The organism is Lentisphaera profundi (genome assembly GCF_028728065.1).
GTDB lineage: Bacteria > Verrucomicrobiota > Lentisphaeria > Lentisphaerales > Lentisphaeraceae > Lentisphaera > Lentisphaera profundi.
Map to the genome: position 1 here is coordinate 1,136,745 of NZ_CP117812.1, position 16,688 is coordinate 1,153,432.

Here is a 16,688-nt window from a genome sequence, read left to right on the forward strand (position 1 = left end):
TATTAAAATTGATCGGGAGCCCACTCAGGGATCCCTTTTTCTTTGAGCTGCTTATTGTAAAGGATATGAAGATGGTGTTGTTCAGCTTGGAGCCGAGGAAGGCCTTCGTTGATTAAGAGCTCTTCGGTTGTATCCCACCATTTATTAAATTGAGCTTTCATTTTTTCAGCGACTTCAGGATATTGTTTAATGAGGTTCTTAGTTTCTCCTCGGTCTTGCGAAATATCACAGAGCCAAGCTTCTTCTTCATTCATATCATAAACTAATCGCCAGCGTGAATTACGAACCGCCATGCCATAATATTTGGCCAATTCACGAGTTTTTTTGCCTCTGCCTCCGCCACATCATCGTAATTGACGTTTTGTAGATTATTGCGATTGGCTTTGGATTGAAAATAATTGTAAACCGTGTTGCGGATAATGACGCAGAGCCAGGTTCTAAAACGGCATTTTTCACGTTCGTACTTAAATTGAGAAAGCGATTTCCAGACTTTGACCAAAACATCTTGGATTAGGTCTTCACAGGTCGTTGTATTGACTCCGAGGCCACGAATCACCATGTAGATATAACCTTCATATGACTGAACGAATTCATCCCAATATTCGTCACCTTCAGAAAGCTGAAGTTTTTGCAAGAGGGTGTGGCGTGTGTTATTACTTTCTTTCATGCGAGCATTTTTGTTTAAAGAGTTCATTCTACTTTTGAAACCTAGCCTTTTTAGCCATGAATTTCCAGTTTTGTGACAAGTTGTACTCATAATTGGGGGAGAATAATTAAATTTCGTCTTTAGATGAATGCGCCAGTTGTAGCGTCCAGTGGGCAGGCCGTTGCGACGGGGGGTGTAAATCGAGGAGGAGATATGTGCATCGGTGAAGATCATGTCTTCGCTGACCAGCTTGTCCAGGTGCGAGGTCAGAATCTTGCCTCACTTGGGGTTCAGGTACTGCACTTCACCATAGCCCATATCGTCCGCGAAAATAAAAACGATATTAGGTCGTTTCGTATCAGCGGCATGAACAACCGCTGCCATCACCATCGTTGCCATTGCTATAATTAAATATTTATTCTTTCTTCTGCGCCTTTATTCATGTTTTTTCTTTCTTCATCCTTTGCTTTTTTCTTTTTTGCATCTTTTGCTCTATTTTCTTCCGATTTCTTCTCTGGTTTTAATCTATAGCTTTTTTCTTCATTGCCGGGAAACTCGCAGACTTGCTCGGCCTGGTCACGAACATATTTGACTTTGAAAGTGCTGCCCCGAACTTTGCGTAGAGCCTTTGTGTTTGTCAACTTGGTGTCGTTGATAACGAGGATGAGATCGTTTTCTTTAAGGCCAGCGGATGCCGCGGGAGAATCGGGGGATATACTGATAATATGTAAACCACCATCTTCTTTATTAACGCCGAAAGCAGAATAAGCTTCACCTTGGAGATCTATAACCACCGCGCCCTGCCAGTAGAACTTATGAGCCTTTCTAGCCTTTTTGCCCTCGCTTGCCATTTTTTTGCCCTCTGGGATTTGTGGTGTTCGGGCTATGGCTTTGAGTTTGGGCCGTTGGACGCCGAATTGATCCATCGGAAAGTTCTTGAATCCAGTTTTGAGGACGGGAGAGGTCCCTTTTACGCGGAAGTCGCCATTGGCAGGATCGATAAACTGGGGGTCTCCAAAGGCTGAATTGGTATCGGCCCCCTCGTGTTGAAATCTCTTCATGTCGGCTTCATTGGTGAAGAAGTTTTTATCGACTTTCGGCGTCATTGTGGTGCGAACGGCGCCATAGCGTCTCATCCAGATGTTATTTTTAACTACATCACCAGCATTTTTGTACCAGACGTGTGCGTGAAGTGTATTGAGGTTAGCGATATTGTTCCATACATGGCGACGGAAGCCCTCACGGAGTTTGAGGCCGTTGAGGAGCATAAGGTTGTTGTAAATGTCGTAGTTTGTTGAACCGTCATCGAGGTCGATATCCCAGCCGTGATCGCAGCGCCAGCGACTATTGCGGATGACTGTAGTTTTGACTGCGTCAAGAAACGGCAGCTTCGGATCCTCATCAATCGCCTGCTGTGATGCTGCATAATCCTTGAGCCAAAAACGGTCTCGTCCCCACGAGTTGAACGATCCATGGTCATGGGTCTCCAGCACCGTATCAAAGACATCACACCCTTCGATCAGATGGCCGCCCCACGTTCCTTCGCTCACGTTAATCCCAGATCGTGCGCAATCGTAAATTGAAACATGGCGAACCGTAATTCCCTGCGCCATGGAGATCTGTACACCGGCCGGTTGCTTTTCCACCCGGCCAATCCCATGAATCAGACAATCCTCCACAGTGGAATCGGCCGGATAGTTGTCGGTCTTCGGGCCCGGGGTACGGTCAATTTTGGCAAGGTCATGTTTTTCAAAGTACTCAAACAGAGGATTTCGCACGGCCTGGGGGTCGCCCACAAAACAGACTCCGCTGGCACCCGCATCGTGGATGTGGCAGCCGGCGATCCGAAATCGACGGTTGTAGTTGTTGACAAAAACCGCGTTCCCGCCGACTTGATCAAACTCACAGTTAAGAACAGATACATCCTCCGTTCCCATCAGCAGAAAGGCACCGCCGCGATAAATCGCCCAGTCTGAGCGCAGCAAGGGTTCTCTGCAATCCATAAAAGTCCGAGCCGCATGGCGAACCGTGAAGCCCTGCAGAGTGATGAATTTCACGGGGGCATCCTGGCTTCCCTTAAATTCGACCAGATGCCTAAGGCGCACCACCTCCACCTTTACGGTAGACAAATCCACACCAGATTCCGGCATGTAGTAGAGCGTGGACTCTTTGCCGTCGTGGAACCACTCGCCGGGTGCATCCAGCTCCTCGAAGATATTCTCGACCATGCGATAATCCTTGTGCATCCCCATCTGGCGGTTGTTCTGCCAGCCGCCTTCATAGGTCACTTCGCCCTTGTCATCCTTGCCGGTGATGCGGTAGTGATATCCCCCCCACCTTTTTGAGTGCATGGCATGGATGTACCCCCCGGTCGGATCGGCCCATAGAGCGGCCCGTTCTTTAGAAAAGGCATCGGCGGCATACCCCTGATAGGCATGCGTTTTCTTGTTGGGATCATAGTTCGGATAGCGCGCCATCCGCTGTGCCTTACCATTGATAAAGAGCTGATCGATCTCCAAGCCTTCCGGAGTCTTTGCCCGGAAGACCCCATTCTTATAAGAGATCCATTTCAGGTCTAGTTTAGAGCCGCCGGACAGCACTGCACCGCCCTCGTTGTCCGCTTTGTAAATCACAGGGTTCTTTTCTGAACCGGAGTCCTCTGATGTGAAGACCAGAGTTTCGGGGAGGTAATAAATACCATCTGCCACATGCACCGTGACTGCGCTCTTTCCGGTTTCCGGGCGAGCCAGATCACGAGCGCGTGCCAAGGAGGCCACCGGTTTGTCTCGACTCCCCGGGTTCGCATCGTTGCCCGCCGGGCTCACATAGAGGTCAGTCCCAGCCATCGCAAAATTTACCGACATTGAATAGACTGCTATCAAAAGCTTCCAAGCCTTGGGTATTCTGTTTTTTTTCATATTCTAAATCCTTCTGTGTTGTTCGGGGTTTGCCTGATTAATGTCATTCATCGTTTCCAGAGAACAACTTTAGATACGTCGTTGCTCGCTTTAGGGCCATCGGTGCTGCGGCCACGTTCGATGTCGGCGGTCAACTGCTCGAGCAGCTGCTCCACAACCTCGGGCTTTGATTTGTAGAGGTTATTGGTCTCACCAGGGTCCGCCTCCAGGTCGTAAAGTTGCGCCTTTGGTGAATCGGCTCCCACGTCCTTCTCTTTGGGTGCGGTCCAGCCACCGGATCCCTTCGCCAGCAGTAGCTTCCATTTGCCCATGCGATAAGAAAAATGTCCACTGATGGAATGGTGAATCACCCCCTTGCGCGTCGAAACAATCGGCTTGTCTTTTAGAGCCGGAAGAAAGCTGACACTGTCCTCGGCCGCATTGCTGGGCAGTTGTGCTTCGACGATCTCGGCGCAGGTAGCCATGAAGTCGGTCAAGCAGACCGTCTGATCACTTTGGCTTCCTGCTTCTACCACTTTCGGCCAGCGCACGATGAACGGCATCCGATGGCCGCCCTCCCACAGGTCAGACTTAGAGCCGCGGAATTGCGCACTGGGAAAATGCCCTTTCGCTTCCATCTCGGGGATTTTGGCCGCTTTCGAGCAGCCATTATCCGAACTGACAATTACTAGAGTGTTGTCGCGCAGGCCGGCGCTGTCAATCGCGTCGATAATGACACCGATCACGTGGTCAGTCTGCATTTGGAAGTCAGCATATTTACTGATGCCACTCTTGCCTATCCACTCGGCGGTCGGCCGGATAGGTGTGTGCGGCGAAGTCAGCGATGCGTAGAGGAAGAACGGTGTATCGGGTTTGCTGGCCTTGATATAGGCCGCCGACTGCTTGCCGATATGCGGCAGTACTTGGTCGATCTTGAAGGATTTGGTCGTGGAGCTCTTGCCGTCCTGAGGAGGCAAATCTCCAATGAAGTGATCGTTCTCAATATAGAGGCAGGGCGCCATGTCGAGGGAGGCGGAAATCCCCCAGAAATAATCGAAACCGACTGCGGTTGGACCGTCAGTGATTCTACCATCCCAGACGACGTTGAGCTTCTTGGGCACACGTGTCTTCGGCAGGACGCCATTGGTCGTGGGTAAGGTCATGCCCAGGTGCCACTTGCCAATGCAGGCTGTGGTGTAACCCTGCTGCTTGAGAAGGCTCGCCACCGTCAGCCGTTTTGCGTCGATGAGAGCCGGACTAAAGCCGAAGATCACCCCTTTCTGCAGATGCGTGCGCCAGTTGTAGCGTCCGGTTAGCAGGCCGTAGCGACTGGGGGTACAAACTGAGGATGACGTATGTGCATCGGTGAAGATCATGCCTTCGCTGGCCAGCTTGTCCAAGTGCGGGGTCGGAATCTTGCCTCGCTTGGGATTCAGGCATTGCACGTCACCATAGCCCATATCGTCCGCGAAAATAAAAACGATATTAGGTCGTTTCGTGTCAGTGGCATGAACAATCGCTGCCGCCACCATCGTTGCCATTGCTATAATTAAATATTTATTCATTCTGCTGTGCCTTTATTCATGTTTTTTCTTTCTTCAGCCTTTGCTTTTTTCCTTTTTGCATCCTTTGCTCTTTTCTCTTCCGATGGCATGTACGCTTTCGTTTCTGCACGCCATTCGCACATCATCTTTGCCATCATGGCGGTTCGTTCAGGTTCTTGAGCTGACAGTTCGTTCTGTTCGCCCAGATCCTGAGCAAGGTTATACAGCTCCAGTTTGCCGGTATAGAACTCCTCTACCAGTTTGTAATCGCCCATGCGTATTGCAGCGGACGGGCCCTTGCTGCTGACGTGGTGGTCTTGAGGAAAGTGAAAATACAGGGCTTCACGCTTAAGGCCTTTTGCTTTGCCCTTCAGAAGCGGAACGAGGCTCAGGCCGTCGAGATGCTGACTGGGTTGCAACGGCAGTCCTGCCATCTCAAGTATCGTGGGATAGAAATCTGTACTTACAACCGGAATGAAGCAGGTTGATCCCGGGTTTGGATTACCTGGCCATTTGATTATCATTGGTACCCGTATGCCACCCTCGTGTAACCAGGCTTTGCCGGCGCGCAGAGGGAAACTGCAGGCGGGGCCGCCCTTCGTGGACGAAATGGTCGAAAGCCCGCCATTATCCGACGAGAATATTACGATGGTGTTCTTTTCCAGTCCGCTCTCCTTGAGGTAGTCGAGTATACGCCCGACGTTTTCATCCATACTCTCCACCATGGCGGCGTAGATCGGACTGTCCTGAGCTTTGCGGCTGTAACGTTTTCCCTCTTTAACGGACCCACTGGGAGATGTGATTCCAAGTTCGGTAAGCTTCTTCTCGTACTTGGCGATCTTTTCCTCCTTGCCCTGAACTGGAGTATGCACAGTAAAATACCACAGGTTGAGAAAGAAGGGCTTGTCCTTCGTTTCCTTCATAAAGGCGATAGCCTTATCTGTAAGTTTATCGGTTAGATAATCGCCTTCCTTGCCATTTTCAAAGCCGGGAACAGCGTTGTCCTGTCCTGGTTCACGTCCCTTGCGCTTATAAGGAAAAAAGAAAGTTCCAGGGGCACCCGAGCGAGTGCCGCCAACATTGACGTCGAAGCCATGGTCTTCTGGGAAGCTTGATTCTCCCTCAGACTTGCTCTTGACCATCAAGTGCCATTTGCCCATGTGGGCGGTGTGGTACCCGGCGTCTTTCAAGGCTTCGGCTATGGTAATTTCACTCTGCGGGAGATTTTCAATGGGACTTGCACGCCAGAAGTTTATCCGGGAAGGATACTTGCCGGTGAGTATGCTGGCTCTGGTGGGGGAGCATACCGCACTGGCTGCGTATGCGTCGGTAAAGCGCATGCCCTGCATCGCAAGACGGTCCACGTTCGGTGTTTCGTGGAATTTCGCGCCATAGCATCCTATATCCGCCCAACCCAGGTCGTCGATCAGGATAAAGAGGACGTTGGGTTTCGACTGACTTACAATGGGTGATTTCGGGACTTTTTCAGATCCTTGTACTATATAAGTTGAAAGTAAAGTGCTTAAAAATAAAATTATTTTTATCATGTTTTTTCCTATATAATGTTTAATTTGATTCTTTACTCTAAGTTGCTTATATGCTGAGGTCGGCCCAATAGAATTCTTGTTTTGGCTCACGTTTATGCCTGATATTTCGTTAGAAATCGCAAAGGAATTAGTGACAGAACTTCAATAGGCTGATTCACCAACAGCTGCCTCAAAATATTCCACCCAATTATTGTTTGCTTTTGGAGCCCATAGATCTGGAGGTAAATACATTTTGATAACAGATCCGTCAGATAAACAAAGGTTTAGAGACCCCGTATTTCTGTGGATTTTTGAGCTTCCAATATTTATGGAATCTGTTGGCGTTGATATATAATCCATCATAAAGGGCTTTCTTGATGAGTTAGTGAAGGCTTTACCACCACCACCAGCAATATGCATATCCAGATTGTCAGGTTTAACTGGTCGACGCCAGTTTTTCTCCATAAAGCCAGAATAACTTCTGCCATTATGAATACCAATAGTTACTATTTGGCTGCTGGGATCATAATCAGTGGCAGGGCATCGATAGAGTTCTACTTTAGTTGTTGTGTTTTCGATACCAAAATAAGGCTCGAAAAAATCATATTCACCTCCATGAAAATCATACCACACACCAGAACTTAAATCTCGATAGTTGTTAGCGTCTATCCATGTGACACCTCGGTTACTTGAAAAGACTTCACCCTGATTGTCGTCGGCATAGAGCATTTGTCCCATATACATTTGTTTGAGATTATTTTTACAAACTGCCTCGCGAGCTTTCGCACGTGCTTTAGATAAATTTGGTAAGAGGAGTGATGCTAAAATACCAATAATAGCTACTACCACGAGAAGTTCTATTAATGTGAACTTATAAAATTTGTATTTCAAATCCGTTTTATCGGGCTTTGAATCGAAGCGTAAATAATGAAAATTGATCATGTGCTTATCCCTTGTTTAATTTGCGCGAGGACTCCTCCGAGCGCATCGTAATTATTGAACTACGGGGGGTAGTTCATAGGCCTTCACAAATAGTAAACAGAGTAATATATGAGTCGTGTCTAGTAAAATGAACAAAAGTTTATTTTTTTTATGTATGACAGGCATTTCCTAATTCTAAATGAATTGCAGATGATTTTTATCTGCCTCCTGTGGCAGCCGCTCTCCGTGCGGCAGCAACTCCCCGTTTTCGATGAATTGTAGGGACTCCGTCCCCATCCCTGCAAGGTGTGCCCACCTTGAGAGGCGGTAAAAGTACTGATTGCATTGGGAATGCTAGACTTGTCTCTATGCAGAAGGGCTTTGATAGGTAGTAGCTTTCCCTACACCAAACTTTAGAATAAGACCTTCCTTCACTAAGAAATTAAGGTCTTTTTTAATTGTGGGCAGAGATGCACTCTCGATTTCTCGAGCAAGATCCCCTGAGCGCATTTTACCTTTTAGATTGAGTAAGTCGATGATCCTTTTTTGTCGGGCATTGAGATAAGTGTCATTGCGTACAATACGCTCCAACTTGTTTTCCAGTTTTGCTGACAACTGGATCATACAATCAAGAAAAAAATCAATCCAGCTTCCTATCTGTTCAGCATTAGTAGAACGATTGCGCTGACATTCCATCAAAATTTGATAGTACTCTTTTTTTCTTTCTTCAATGACATGTTCAAATGACACATACTGAACAAAATAATATTCTGAACGCACTAAAAGCAAGGTTGTCAAAAGACGTGATAGCCGGCCATTACCATCATGAAAGGGGTGAATTGATAAAAACTCATAAACAAAAGTAGCTATGACAATAAGCGGATTCATTTCTGTATTAGTCAATTTTTCATTACACCACTCTATAAGCTCATCCATTTCTTTATCCACTAGATGAGGTTCGGTGGTATTGAATATTATTTTTTGAGTTCCATCTGGGTAGTTCGCAACTACCCGATTTGATATATTCTTATACTGGCCACGTTGTCGTGTGTCTTTCTCTGAGTATTTGAGTAGAAGGCCGTGCAGTTGAAATATATAACGCTGTGACAAGTCTAAGTCTTCTGCATTATCCAGCAAGACCTCAAGCGCATCCCAGTACCCGATGACTTCTTGTTCGTCACGAGTATCGAGTTGTCTCTGCTCAAGATTATCTAGAAGATTTATAACTTCTTGGTCTGATAGTTGACTTCCCTCAATACGTGTAGATGAGCCAATACTCTGAATTGTCGCTATATGCCTAAGCTCCTGAAGGAATTGGTCCTCTTTAATCTTTAAAGCTTCCCATTTACCCCTAAACTTCTCTATAATTCCTATCTTCGCAATGATCCCTTGAGAAAGCTTAGGACTAAAAACTAATTTATCTGAAATATTCATATTTTATCCGTATTTGATACGTTAATGTATAAGGGATCTATATTTTATCCGTATTTGATACGATAATTTCTTTTTTAGCTTTTACAAGAAAACTGAGAAGGCTAGATCGCTTTATCCGCCCTCGGTGGCAGCCGTGCCCGTGCGGCAATACCTCCCCGCCGGAGTGAGGCGTAATAATCTACATTGTTTTATTCTGTGTAGTAGGGACTCCGTCCCCATCCCTGCAAGGTGTACCCACCTTGAGAGGCAATAACAAATATTTATTACACCACTCTTTCCTTTTATCCGCCTGCGGTGGCAGCCGTGCCCGTGTGGCAACACCTCCCCGCCGGAGTGAGGCGTAATAATCTTTATTCTCGATGAATTGTAGAAAGTGGAAAATTCTGTAGTCTTTTGCTAGAGACGGCATTAATCTTTTTATCCGCCTCCGGTGGCAGCCGGGCCCCATCCCTGCAAGGTGTGCCCACCTTGAGAGGCGGTAAAAATCTAAGTACTTATTGATCCGCGACAATTCTCTGTGTTTTCAGCCAATTTGTCACTTCCGCAAACCAGTCGCAGCCACCCATGCCATGGCCACCTTTTTCAAAGAGTTTTAAGTGAGGGGCATTGCCTGCGGCACTTAATTTTAGTGATTATTTGATGATGATTTTGACTTTCGCTGGATGGAGAGGGTCGGACTTTTTAACTTTATTAGCGGAACCACTTTTGTTATTTCTGATGGTCGAAGCAAGCATGAGGGTGAAGCCACTAAGCATTGGTGGGTTGTTGCCGTAATTTATAATACCAAAAGTTGAGCTCGTGCGTTCGCCGTCTAAAACTTCTAAGTCAATCATTCTTCCTTTCCAATAATCTTTTATCGAAGCTTCACTAGAGTGACCACTTAGATTGGCTGATTCAGTATATTTGAAAGTTTTTTTATTTTTACCTTTTAATTGGATTCCGGAACGTGAGTAGCTTTTTTTTACTTTTGTCCATTCGCTATCCTCTTTGATAATAAAGGCAGGAGGGAAAATGAGGTTGGCATGTGAGATTGTCATGGGACTTAGTCCAGAGGGATCTACTGTGTTATTTTCAATGATAATTGCTTTGTCTTCAAAAGCTATATTTAGTGTATGAATAACATTGTTTTGTAATTCACACTTGAGCTTGATTGATTTAGGGTTTTCTAAAGGAGTAGGAGTTTCAAGAAATTTCACCACGCGTCTAGCAGCAGATCGTTTGGTTTTTTGATCGTAATAAAAGTGTCTAATGCTCAGCTGGATAGCGCCATTATAGGAGTTTTCAGCCGTTGATTTAGATTTGGGTAGAATATAAAATCCACCTCTTGAATCAAGAAAAGCAGTGTAAGTACTCCCATGATAAATTGTGTTGACCTGTAAAGTGTCTATGATTTTTTCATTAGCCTTTTTACTCTTGATTAAATTGGGGCATTGCACCGTAATATCCTTGAGTACTTTTAGACTGTTAATATTTCTGTTCTGAGCATATGCTAGGTTGCAGATGAATAGTAGGCCTAAAAGGGCGTAGGAGGAGAGTTTGTTCATAATTTATTCCTTAATGATTGTTTTAAATAATGAAGCTGGCAAACCCGCTTTATTGTAAAGATTAGCCCCTTCGGGGTTGGAGGCCCAGGCGTAGCGAACTTCGACTGGCTTAGCGATGATTGAGCTTTCCGCTTCACCCATGCCCCACACGGGAACTTTGATTCCTTGCTGTAAGACCATTCCATCCGAAAAAATGCCTGCGACGCTGAGCTCAGTCGCGAAGGTATTTGTCGCGGCGAGCACAAGGATGAATATGAATAGTTTCATATCTTATTTGGGTAATTGTGTGATTTTCTGTGCTTTGAGCCATTGGGCCACTTCTGAGAACCAGTCGCAGCCACCCATGCCATGGCCACCTTTTTCGAAGAGTTTTAAGTGAGGGGCATTGCCTGTGGCACTTAATTTTTTCACGTAATCAATTCCTCCAGCGCAGAACTTATCATCTTTGGAATAGGTGAGGAAAGTGGGAGCAATTTTGTTTTTAAAGGGAAAAGTTTTTGTATCCATGGTTTTGCCAAAGGGACGGCCATGAAAATAGGCAGCACACTGAAGGACTACAAAGTTAGGTTCACAGCTTTCCTTATCGGCCTCATCGAAGGGTTCATAAATTTTTTGATCATAATTTTGACTGAGGCGGGCGGAGAGGTGACCGCCTGCTGAGTTGCCAAAGATACCGATGTTATTGGGATCGATATTCCATTTTTGTGCTTGTGAACGCACGAGGCGTATGGCGCGCTGCAAGTCTTGGAAAGCCTTGTCAGGCTGATCGGGGATGGAGTAGCGGTGAACAAAAACAGTGATGCCCAAATCATTCCATTGCTGAATATGCTCGCGATCGGGAATCCCGAGGATCTTGTAGGCGCCACCTGGATTATAGATGAGTGCGACGGCAGGCTGATCAGTTTTTGCGGGGTAGACGGTGAGGTAGGGATCTTTAACTCCGCAGAGTTGTGGATTTCCCCGGCGATCGCGAAATTCTAATTTGAGGCGATTGGCTTCGCCACCAACTCGTTCGATGGGCCAGAGGCGGATGATGGGATCCTCATTCGGGCTGATTTTTTTTTTCTACCTTAGATTTTTTTGCACTCCTCGCAGGAGCATTATCATATTTTACCAAGATGGCATTGAGTGCCTTGCCCCAAGCTGTGTAACCTTGATTACTTAAATGAAGTTGGTCACGCCCGTAGAGCTCAGTTTTTAGTTCACCATTAGCATCTTGAAAGATGGAACTTAGATCATGGTGAAAGATTTGCTTGCTGTCAGCTAATGCAGGGAGGAGTTTATTTAAAGCTTGAACTTCTTTATAATCTTCACCTTTGCCTCTTGAGTGATGGCGAGGAAAGACAGAGAATAAAAGGATCTTAGTTTCGGGAAGGCGCGCTTTTAATTCTGCAATAATAGCTTTTATACCAAGGACAATATCTTCGGCTTTGTTTCTCGTGATATTATTAGTCCCAATCATAATACTGACGAATTTGGGTGAGAGGCCGTCAATTTCACCATTTTGCAGTCGCCAGAGAACATTCTGGGTGCGATCACCGCCAAAGCCGAGATTGAGAACATTATAGGGCGCAAAAACTTTTGGGTAAGTTTTCTGCTTCTCCCAATAATGAGTAATGGAATCGCCAATCATGAGCAAATCAATATCGCCTTTTTTGGCTTCGTTCAGTTTTTCTTGGTGACGTGGAGCCCACCATTGATGACGGCCTTTTTGCGGTTTTGTAGTTGATATTGGATCCTGAGCATGAAGACTTAAGAAAGTAGAGATTAGCAAGAGACTAAAGATAGCGAGAAAGGGGATTTTCAAATTATGTGCCTTATCATTTTTTTAGTTAAAATAAACTCAATCATTGTGTGATGAGCTTTGTTTAGAGAACTAAACAAGGTAAAACAGACAGTGTATCTAGGTCTTGAGTAAGATTGCTATTAAGTCAATATTCCCTTAACAGTGCCCGTACTCGAGCTAAAGCTTTTGACGGGTACACCAGTTTCTTGGAGAAGGGTAAGCCAGACGTTTTGGAGGGGGGTGGCTTTTGGAAGTTTGAAACTCTCACCAAGACGCAGTTTTTTAATGGCACCACCGGAAAGGATGACGGGGAAGTCTTTGATGGTGTGGGTATTGCGAATATTAGATCCATAAGCCAGTAAACTTGTGTCGTAGAGATTGAGGCCATTTTTATCTTTAGTACTTTTTAATTTACCAATTAAGTAGCCTAGAAGCTCCATGCATTTGTGATCTCTTTGTTTGGCGACTACTTCTCGTTCTGCTGAAATATTGTAGTGCGATAAGCTGTGAACGGGAATGGTGATGCCCATGCTGCTGAGGACTGATTGCGAGGGCATCATATAAGTGATAACGCGAGTCTGATCAGTCTGTAGAGCGAGGCAAATCATATCAAACATGAGTTTGACTTCGGCTTCACCATCTACTTCTTTTGGATGCTTGAAGCTGGCTTTTGGTTTGGGAACGCTGGACCATTCAATTTGTTTTTTTAATCCGAGTTCAATATGACGGATGGATTGGAAGTATTCGTCGAGTTTTTCCTGATCGTTTTTACCTAGGGTACGATTGACTGAACGGACATTGAGCTTCATGGCATCGAGAATGCTGCGCTCTTCTTTAATTCGCCGTAAAATTTGTTCTTTGGATTCATGCTTGGCAAAAAGTTTATTGAAGAGTTCGAGTGAAGTATTAAGGCCACTGATGGGTTTGCCATGGGGATTCCAGGCCATTGAACGCACGCCAGAACCGTGCCCGCTGGCGCGTTCTTTGGTGGATAAAGTTAGGCTATTATAGCGTGTATCTTTGCAAAGGTAACTCGCGGCAATTTGATCGCAGGAAACGGTGTTTTTGAAGCCTTTGGGGTTGGCATAGGATGCACCAGTCAAAAAGGTGAGGCTACCTTGATGAGGGTTAGTAGCTCCAATATTTTCTAGGTTGCCAAGTATGCTAATGTCGTTTTGATATTTTTTGAGTGGTGTCATGCCTTCGGTCAGTCCGATCTTAGAAAATTTTCCTGCCGTACTAGGGAAAAATGATTTTGATACAAAGCCGTAACCCTGACCGAGAAAAATCATGCGTTTGATATCTGTGGCAGATTTATTATCGGCATAAGTCTCGAGATGAGGGAGAGCGAGGAAAGCCGTTGCTGACTGCAGAAAAGAGCGTCTAGAAAACTGTGTAATGCGATTCATGGTGTCTCTCCTATTTGGTCCTAAAAGTTTTTGAGGCAATGAGCTGAAAAATCAGATCTCTCATGGGGTAGTTATCTTTTTTTAGAGCGAGTAAATTTTGGCTTATTTCATCTTCATCAATAAATTCAATTTCTCTACCAATTCCGTAAGCAAGCATGGATGAATAGAGTGATTCAGCTAATTTAGCTTTGTTTTTTAAGAGTGCTTTCTTAAAGCCAGCGAAGTCCTCGAAGGTTTCATTTTCAGATAGGTAACCACTCGCATCAATGGCTAATTTTTTCCCTCGTGAACGTTTTTTTCCTTTGACTCGTTTTTTATCAGCTCCGATCGTTTCACTGTCTCGCCAGCGTCCAAGGTAATCAAAGTTTTCTAAGCCTAGACCCAGGGGATCGATTTTTGCATGACAAGAAGAGCATTGGGGTAATTCTTGGTGATGTTTAACTAAGTCACGAACGGTGAATTGGCCTTTCCTGGTATTATCGATTTCGGGAACATTTGCAGGGGGATGAGGGGGAGGGTCGTGCAAGAGAGTTTCGCGAATAAGCGTCCCACGAATAGAGGGAGAAGTTCTTTGCGCGGCACTTCCCATGATGTGAAATGCGGCTTGCCCTAAGAGACCACCCCGAGGGTTATTTGCGGGGAGCGCAACTTTTTGAAAACCTGAAAATTCGCCATCGATTTTATAGTATTTGGCGAGGCTTTGATTAACAACGACAAAGTTTGAATCGATGAATTTATCGACGGGCATATTTTCCTGAACTAAAACTTTGAAATATTCACTTAATTCCAGACGTGCGGATTGTTGAAAGTCGCCGAGTAATTTGTTGGGTAAATCGACTTCATCGTAACGTTCCATACCTATCCATTGATTGATGAATCCCTCAATAAATTGATGTGCTTTTGGTGACTGGATCATGCGTTTAAATTGAGTTTTCAAAATATCAGGATTGTAGAGTTTATTGCTACGGGCGAGTTTGTAGAGTTCTTCGTCAGGAGGCGCACTCCATAAAAAGTAAGCCATGCGGATGGCAAATTCGCGTTGATTGAGTTGAACTCTTTGAGTCGAGCTACTTTCTGTGATATAAAGGAAAGAAGGCGATGAGAGAATCATAGCGAGAGGCGTCACCAAAGAATCTATCTCATTCTTTTTTGCCGCTTTACTTGAATTGTAGATGCCGATAAGCGCATCGATAAATTCTTCATCCACTGCTTGATGACGAAAGGCTCGTTCGGCAAATTTTGTCAAAATTTGGCGTAATTCAAAATTATTAGGAGCTTTCTTTTTAAATATGGGCTGAAGTAAATTTTCGGCAAAAGAAGTTTTACTTTCGAAGGGGCCTTCAATCTCTTCGTATTCAATATAAACACCCTTGAGGTGCCCAATGGTAAAGCCCACTTTGGGTCTTAGATCTAGGGTGTTGGTGCTGAATGAGAATTCATATGTTTGGGGCTTGGTGGAAGCTTTAAATTCGAGGGTACCAATCTCTTCGTTTTGCACATAAACTTTTATGTCGGCATCATTCTTGCTCATGCCGTGCACTCTGTAAATGTATCGGGCGCCAGGTTTAAGGCCTACATTGCGAGCAAAACGCTCTGTGAATTCGCTGGTTATACCCGTTTTATGAAGATCAATCGCTAGGTATTTTTTAGGAGCCGCAATGGCTTTTTCGTATCTCATTTTAAATAATTTTACTTGCCCAGCATCCCCGAGGCCAATTTCCTCAATTGAGGCACCTGAATTAATGAGTGCCATAGTATCGTCTAATTTCTTTAAACTCTTTTTTTGTCGTTCGTAGGCTCGCCCTCCGGGCTGAAATTTTGATTTTTTTGCTTTAGAATTTCCCATTGAATAAGATCTCATGACTTGTTTCATGATTTCTTTACCCACGTTCATGTAGGTTTCGTAGTTGCGTGAGGAAAAGAATTGATCAGCACCATTGGTATCGAAACGGGGGCTGATTTCATCGTCTAAATAATGATCGGGCAATTTTAGTCCGATCAAATCTTCGACACTTCCGTAGTATTCCCTTTTGTTGAGGTGGCGCATAGCAATGACACCCCCAGTAGAAGAGAGCCGTTTACGGGCAAGAAGAACTTGGTCAGTGATTAGAGAGATGCTATTGGCGAGTTCTTGTGCATGAGGCTGAGAACTCTTTTTTGGAGGCATCTCCCCAACATTCAGTACATCGAGGATATCCTGCCACATATAAACAGCATCGTGCTGAGTCATTTTGAAATCGATAGTATCTAGACGAATATCGCCTTTTTGTTTTTTCTCGTTGTGGCACTCAAAACAGTATTTATCCATGAAGGGTTTAATTTTCAGTATGAGATCTTGCTGAGCTAGGAGCTCATCTTTTGAGAAATTTGTTGAACTTAGTTCGGACGAGTGTGAACCATCGCTATCATTTTCTGCGCTAGCAAGATCATTTTCTGAAAGAGCTTGGGAGATAGGTTCTTTAAAAAAGAAGCCGCCTGTAATCAAAACCACTATGAGGATGCCAAGGATTAATGGCAGTGGCCTTTTGTTCTTTTTAATAAGTTCTTTACTTGTGGGTGATTTAGGCTTTAGGGAACTTTTATTTATACTCGTTTTTGAGCGGGTTGAAAATGATTTCTTTCTTTTCTTCCTCAGGCGAATGTTATCTTCAATGGGATTGTTATTTTCAATTTCTTCGGATATAGCAAGGTCTTCATTGGCTGTCGCTTTTGCTTCAATTTGTTCACTTGAAAGGGCTTCAGGTGCTTCCGGAACTAAAATCAAATTATTGCATGAAGGGCACTGGATATTAGTGCCAAAAATTTCTTTTGTGGCACTAAGTTTTTGTTCGCAGTGTTGGCAATAAAATTTGATCATGATTCATGTTCTTATTTGGTGTTAGTAATACTAAACAAGAAAAAAGGCTGATCGTATCTAATAAAAATAATTTTGTTTTGCTTTAATAGAGAAAAACCTGTAGCGGCATGCTACAGGTTTTAAT

The 16,688-nt window shown here is 44.7% G+C and carries 13 protein-coding genes; all 13 read right to left on the minus strand.

Annotated elements, in window-relative coordinates; all coding sequences use genetic code 11:
• Positions 1–2: 2 nt before the first annotated feature.
• On the minus strand, positions 3–311 hold the full coding sequence (locus PQO03_RS16000; protein ID WP_274154336.1) for a hypothetical protein: 309 nt from the start codon (positions 309–311) through the stop codon (positions 3–5).
• On the minus strand, positions 263–694 hold the full coding sequence (locus PQO03_RS16005; RefSeq protein ID WP_274154198.1) for an RNA polymerase sigma factor: 432 nt from the start codon (positions 692–694) through the stop codon (positions 263–265). Before PQO03_RS16005 ends, PQO03_RS16000 begins: the two co-directional genes overlap by 49 nt.
• Positions 695–1,053: 359 nt before the next feature.
• Complete coding sequence (locus PQO03_RS16010; protein ID WP_274154199.1) at positions 1,054–3,564, minus strand: PDZ domain-containing protein; 2,511 nt, start codon at positions 3,562–3,564, stop codon at positions 1,054–1,056.
• A gap of 47 nt (positions 3,565–3,611) precedes the next feature.
• A complete protein-coding gene (locus PQO03_RS16015; RefSeq protein WP_274154200.1) occupies positions 3,612–5,108 on the minus strand; it encodes a sulfatase family protein in 1,497 nt (498 codons plus the stop codon).
• On the minus strand, positions 5,105–6,634 hold the full coding sequence (locus PQO03_RS16020; protein WP_274154201.1) for a sulfatase: 1,530 nt from the start codon (positions 6,632–6,634) through the stop codon (positions 5,105–5,107). Before PQO03_RS16020 ends, PQO03_RS16015 begins: the two co-directional genes overlap by 4 nt.
• A gap of 141 nt (positions 6,635–6,775) precedes the next feature.
• Positions 6,776–7,555, minus strand: a complete 780-nt coding sequence (locus tag PQO03_RS16025) for a type II secretion system protein (RefSeq protein ID WP_274154202.1) — start codon at positions 7,553–7,555, stop codon at positions 6,776–6,778.
• 345 nt (positions 7,556–7,900) lie between these two features.
• On the minus strand, positions 7,901–8,968 hold the full coding sequence (locus tag PQO03_RS16030; protein WP_274154203.1) for a Fic family protein: 1,068 nt from the start codon (positions 8,966–8,968) through the stop codon (positions 7,901–7,903).
• Between the two features lie 632 nt (positions 8,969–9,600).
• Positions 9,601–10,512, minus strand: coding sequence for a hypothetical protein (locus PQO03_RS16035; protein ID WP_274154204.1), 912 nt, complete (start codon positions 10,510–10,512; stop codon positions 9,601–9,603).
• Between the two features lie 3 nt (positions 10,513–10,515).
• Complete coding sequence (locus PQO03_RS16040; protein ID WP_274154205.1) at positions 10,516–10,779, minus strand: hypothetical protein; 264 nt, start codon at positions 10,777–10,779, stop codon at positions 10,516–10,518.
• A gap of 3 nt (positions 10,780–10,782) precedes the next feature.
• A complete protein-coding gene (locus PQO03_RS16045; RefSeq protein ID WP_274154206.1) occupies positions 10,783–11,319 on the minus strand; it encodes an alpha/beta hydrolase in 537 nt (178 codons plus the stop codon).
• A gap of 235 nt (positions 11,320–11,554) precedes the next feature.
• Entirely contained in the window at positions 11,555–12,319 is a 765-nt protein-coding gene (locus PQO03_RS16050; RefSeq protein ID WP_274154207.1) for a GDSL-type esterase/lipase family protein, read from the minus strand.
• A 119-nt stretch (positions 12,320–12,438) separates the two neighbouring features.
• Positions 12,439–13,707: a DUF1552 domain-containing protein gene (locus tag PQO03_RS16055; protein ID WP_274154208.1), complete on the minus strand. Its 1,269-nt coding sequence runs from the start codon at positions 13,705–13,707 to the stop codon at positions 12,439–12,441.
• A gap of 10 nt (positions 13,708–13,717) precedes the next feature.
• Entirely contained in the window at positions 13,718–16,564 is a 2,847-nt protein-coding gene (locus tag PQO03_RS16060; protein WP_274154209.1) for a DUF1592 domain-containing protein, read from the minus strand.
• Positions 16,565–16,688: the final 124 nt, after the last annotated feature.

Bases quoted from the DNA above. Each gene is read 5' to 3' on its own strand.
- PQO03_RS16035 (WP_274154204.1), bottom strand. From the start codon at position 10,512: ATGAACAAACTCTCCTCCTACGCCCTTTTAGGCCTACTATTCATCTGC.
- PQO03_RS16020 (WP_274154201.1), bottom strand. From the start codon at position 6,634: ATGATAAAAATAATTTTATTTTTAAGCACTTTACTTTCAACTTATATA.
- PQO03_RS16025 (WP_274154202.1), bottom strand. From the start codon at position 7,555: ATGATCAATTTTCATTATTTACGCTTCGATTCAAAGCCCGATAAAACG.
- PQO03_RS16055 (WP_274154208.1), bottom strand. From the start codon at position 13,707: ATGAATCGCATTACACAGTTTTCTAGACGCTCTTTTCTGCAGTCAGCA.
- PQO03_RS16060 (WP_274154209.1), bottom strand. From the start codon at position 16,564: ATGATCAAATTTTATTGCCAACACTGCGAACAAAAACTTAGTGCCACA.
- PQO03_RS16010 (WP_274154199.1), bottom strand. From the start codon at position 3,564: ATGAAAAAAAACAGAATACCCAAGGCTTGGAAGCTTTTGATAGCAGTC.
- PQO03_RS16030 (WP_274154203.1), bottom strand. From the start codon at position 8,968: ATGAATATTTCAGATAAATTAGTTTTTAGTCCTAAGCTTTCTCAAGGG.
- PQO03_RS16015 (WP_274154200.1), bottom strand. From the start codon at position 5,108: ATGAATAAATATTTAATTATAGCAATGGCAACGATGGTGGCGGCAGCG.
- PQO03_RS16040 (WP_274154205.1), bottom strand. From the start codon at position 10,779: ATGAAACTATTCATATTCATCCTTGTGCTCGCCGCGACAAATACCTTC.
- PQO03_RS16005 (WP_274154198.1), bottom strand. From the start codon at position 694: ATGAACTCTTTAAACAAAAATGCTCGCATGAAAGAAAGTAATAACACA.